Below are 4,241 nucleotides of genomic sequence, written 5' to 3'. Positions count from 1 at the left end.
CCGCCGCCATCATCGCCAAGCTGGATGCATGCTCCGTGTGAGTCGCTGCACTAGTGGCCACGCCGGCCCGGCTTGCCCCGGCGCCGCGCGATGCCATCCGCCGGCGCCTCCTTGCCAAAGGTTTGATCGAGCCGGCAGCGATCGAGCAGGCAGACAAGAACACGGCCTGGACGGTGAACGGTCTCCCCACATACCACCGCCTGGCCAAGGCAGGTCTGTGTGCTGCCGTTGGAGCCGCGCCGCCGCCAGCTCGGCGCCGTGCCCAACGCCGCGGGGAAGCGGGGTGTGGACTCATACAACGGTCGCCCGCGTCATAGCGCGGGCGTCGATGCCATAAACGTCGTAGCTCGCCTCACGTTGGACCAGCTACCGGCATTCCCAGGCGGCCTAGTCCAGGCAGCTTCAGCGCAGGGCGCCGAACGTCGAGCCCCGCTATGCCACCAAGGATGTTGACCTCAATCCCCTCAACCCATCCGATGATCAGGCCAACATAACCGCCAAGCGTCAGCTTCAGGCCGGTGCGCGAGGCGGTGCGGCGGATCCAACTTCCATCATACGGGTAATCCTTGCCGATCGCGGTGGGCGGCAGGGCGACCTGGGCCTCCGGCACCGCATCAAGCACGGCGGCGACGAAGGTGTTGGAATTCGGCCCAGGCCAAACCCGGTAGTCACCGCGGTTGCGCCAGGCATACGCCTCGATGGCCGCCTGCATGCGGGGGATCAGGGTTTCGGCGGCCTCGCCATCTGCCGCGAAGATCAGCTCCGGGTTGCGGCCGAACCAACGCCCATCAGCCTCGAAACCGTTGACACGGATCGGATCGCCCCAGGCGGTGTAATCGTATCGCGTGTAAGTGGCCGCCCCTGCAGATTTTAGGACAATCCAGCTGTGGACGGCAAAGATACCGCGCCAACGGACGGTGGGCGCAGCAAAAATCCGGACCACGGCCGTTGGGTGGTGTGCGGCACGGGGCAGGTTGCCGATGCTGGACCGGTCGGCGCCCCACCAATCAGCACCAACGCCGGTGCGCTGATGGAGGAGGGCGGCGATGCCAAGGGGAAGGAGGTAGAACAGCGTGAAGAGCAGCAGCACGAACTTGGAGAGGATCATGACCCGGTTAGATATTTGGCGTCCTCGGCCATTTGCAACCAGCGCCGGACCTCACCGCAGGTCGACAACCACTGTGTTGATATCAATCTGACTTACCGTACCCTGTTCACACCGACCAACGGTCGTTGGTTGGTGTGAACGATGTGGGCGACCTGCCGCAAATGGCCGGCCGGTTGGCGATGCTGATCACCGCAAGCGTCAGCCCGTCATCTCACGTCGGTCACAGCTCCGCCCGCTCAAAGATGCTGGCAAAATGCTTTGGCTCGGTCATTGAGCGTCCAACCGCCATGACGAGCGCCACAACTGCATCGATCTTCTGCTCCGGCCGCGCCCTGGTCAGCCTCAGGTAGCCCGCCGCTCGCGCTTGCGAAGATATCGTCCGGCGCGACCACTAGAATAACCAACCTTACAGTTGAAGTTGAAGAACTGCTCTACGACGCGGGCCTGTGCTTGTTTTGCAACATCCGAGCATAGCCGACACCGCAGACGTCCTTTTTCTTCAGGGATCGCCTCGACTGCTGTTTCATGGGAATCGGATGACCGAGGCTAAAACCATAAGGCACGGAGGAGGCGATGGTCATGCGGCGCAAACGGCTTCTGTCTGGAAGCAAAGTGCCTGCTACAGACTCCGGTACATATCTTACGCGAGGGCCGCACATTGCTTTGGCCTTGGCTGCTTTTGGCTGGTGCCTTTTGGCTTTCCTGACCTGCGCGACCTTTCTCAGTTCCAGCGCGCCGAAGAGAGTCACAGTTGCCGATGATGTCAGCATCAGTTTGGTTGGCCAGTTCCCACCTTCGGCGCTTGATGGTTCCACACCGGGAGCAGCGCGTTCATACGCCAACCCAGCCTCGCCATCAGGCAGTGCACCCAGCAGTACGGTCATTACCCTTGGTTGGGCAGATCCTGCTGTCAGGCCATCGCAGGACCGAGGCAGCGATACAGTAGGCAACGTGCAGCCACCTAACGGGCCGATCGTGCGCATTCACCACCGCCAGGGATCCTTTGCTGGCAAAGAAGCAGCGATGAGAATCGCTCAAGAGGTGCGTAAAGCAGGCGGCCACCTTGTCAGCATCAGTGCTGAGCCAGCGGTTCCCGCCCCACGACAGGTACGATACTCAAGTCATGCCGACGCAGCAGAAGCTAACGAACTGGCGCAACGCTTCAAGCGCCGCTGGGGAAATGCTTGGAGACTCGACCGCTCAGAAAATACCCCTGGTGACCGACGTTTTGAGATCTGGCTGCCGCATCCGTGAGCATGCATCGATTGCTCTCGCGCCACGTCGGCCACAACTCCGCGCGCTCGACGACGCTGGTGAACTGCTCAGGCACGGCCGTCGTGCGCCCGGTCGCCATGATGAGCGCGACGGCCGCGCCTCCGTCGAGTAGAGGTTGCCCCGGCGATCCGGCTTGCCGACCACGGTGCCGACGCACCGCTCCAGCATCGGATTACTGTCGTGCTGAAGGTGGCCCGAACGCATCGCGGCACCGAACTCGATGACAGCTTCGCTGAAATTCTGCATCGCCGGCCGACGAAAGGATAAGGTCTCTCCATCTCACCACATGATTGAATAGGATTAGGGTGCGAGACTGGGCTTGTCGGTCTGCCGCGGCCGCAGCAGGCGACTGTCGTCCAAAGCGCCGCGAACAGCGAGTGCCGCCCCTTCCGCGACCACGCCATCAGTGTCGCCACTGGCAGCAGAGCAACCAAGTACAGCAAGCGCGCGACACGAACGCCATAGCTATTCAGCGGACCATCGAGCGCCGCTGAGATCGGGGTCAGTACCGTCAGGCTCACGGCCGTCCAATGCCCCTCGAGGGCCCAGTGCAGGATGAACCCTGGTGCGCTTGAAATCTGGATCGCGAGCATCGTGCGGCATGTCCGCACAAACGACCACGTTAATGACCCGGCGAGACCCCATGCCCACACAGGACAACCAGCGCCTCGACAAACATGTCCGATTACCTCTCGGGGCCGCCCTCAGCCCCGCATCGAAATCGCATGCATGAGAAGCAAATAGCTACCTTAAGTTGCGAATGGCTGCTGCGCATCGAGCACGTCGCTTCTCCACTCCGACTCAAAGCGAGTTGGCAAAGCGGTCCCTGTGAGCTTCAGCCCCAGGGACTTTGCGTCGTGCCCAATGCCAAACTCAATCCGCATTGGCTACCAGATTACGGCGGCGAGCCTGGGACAACCAGTTGTTGCTCCGTGCGTTCCGGCTTGCCCACGGAGTACTGCGCTCCCGCCCCCGCTCATTCGCCAGAGGAGGCATGCGATGACCGTTGCAACAGCGTTCCCCGCGTGCCGCCGGGCAGCCCTCGGGGCGATCACCGCGGTAGGGCTGACAGCCAGCGCACGACGGTCGGGGGCACAGTCCACAGGTCGGGTCCCGGCAAGCAGGCCGGCGCACCTCATCCTTCTCGGCGACTCCGTATTCGACAACGCAGGCTACCTCCAGGGTAGCAGCCCCGATGTCGTGGCACAGTTGCGGAGAGAACTGCCGGGCGGCTGGCGGGTCACGCTCCTGGCGAAAGGCGGGTCGGTCGCGGCCGATGTGCCAGGCCAACTCGGGCGGCTACCGCCCGACGCCACCCACCTCGTCATCAGCGCGGGAGGCAACGACGCTGGACGGCAGGAGGGTGTCCTCGGCGAGCCGGCGCGCAGCGTGGCCGACGGGCTTGCCAGGATCGCCGCCATCCGCCAGGCCTTTGCCCGCGCTTACCGAGACATGCTCGACGCGGCCCTTAGGCTGGACCTGCCGCTGGCGGTCTGCACGATCTACGACCCGCGCTTCGCTGAGCCCGGTCGCCGTCAGGTTGCCGTAGTGGCCCTCGCAGCCTTCAACGACATCATCACCCGTGAGGCTTTCGCGCGCGGCATCGCGCTCGTCGACCTGCGCCTCGTTTGCGACCGTGACGAGGACTTTGCCGCGCCGACCGGCCCCTCAATAGCTGGTGGCGCGAAAATCGGGGCGGCGATCTCCAGGTGGGCTGTCGGACATGAACCTATGCGCCGCCACTCCGAAGTGTTCATCAAGGGAGAGGGTAATCGCTGATCCTCCCCGGTTTGGATAGACGGGGGTTTAGATGTTTGGTCCCGGGATTTTGTGGTGCGGGTTCTGGATGCATCTAAAC

Annotated in this window: 4 protein-coding genes; 2 read left to right on the top strand and 2 right to left on the bottom strand. The window is 63.2% G+C overall.

Annotated features, from left to right (window positions below):
- Window positions 1-352: 352 nt before the first annotated feature.
- On the bottom strand, window positions 353-1,108 hold the full coding sequence (locus tag AC5JJ6_RS01495; RefSeq protein ID WP_496040343.1) for a DUF3750 domain-containing protein: 756 nt from the start codon (window positions 1,106-1,108) through the stop codon (window positions 353-355).
- A gap of 143 nt (window positions 1,109-1,251) precedes the next feature.
- Between AC5JJ6_RS01495 and AC5JJ6_RS01490 the strand changes: the two genes are divergently transcribed.
- Window positions 1,252-1,458: a hypothetical protein gene (locus tag AC5JJ6_RS01490; protein ID WP_496040342.1), complete on the top strand. Its 207-nt coding sequence runs from the start codon at window positions 1,252-1,254 to the stop codon at window positions 1,456-1,458.
- Between the two features lie 81 nt (window positions 1,459-1,539).
- Here the strand turns inward: AC5JJ6_RS01490 and AC5JJ6_RS01485 are convergent, their stop codons facing one another.
- Window positions 1,540-1,992, bottom strand: coding sequence for a hypothetical protein (locus AC5JJ6_RS01485; protein WP_496040341.1), 453 nt, complete (start codon window positions 1,990-1,992; stop codon window positions 1,540-1,542).
- A gap of 1,255 nt (window positions 1,993-3,247) precedes the next feature.
- On the opposite strand from AC5JJ6_RS01485, the gene AC5JJ6_RS01480 reads away from it, so the two are divergent.
- The gene (locus AC5JJ6_RS01480; RefSeq protein ID WP_496040340.1) at window positions 3,248-4,162 is read left to right on the top strand and encodes an SGNH/GDSL hydrolase family protein; all 915 of its coding nucleotides are present in this window, start codon (window positions 3,248-3,250) and stop codon (window positions 4,160-4,162) included.
- Window positions 4,163-4,241 lie beyond the last annotated feature (79 nt).

Source organism: Skermanella sp. (genome assembly GCF_059503625.1).
This window is presented reverse-complemented; position numbering and strand designations above follow the sequence as displayed.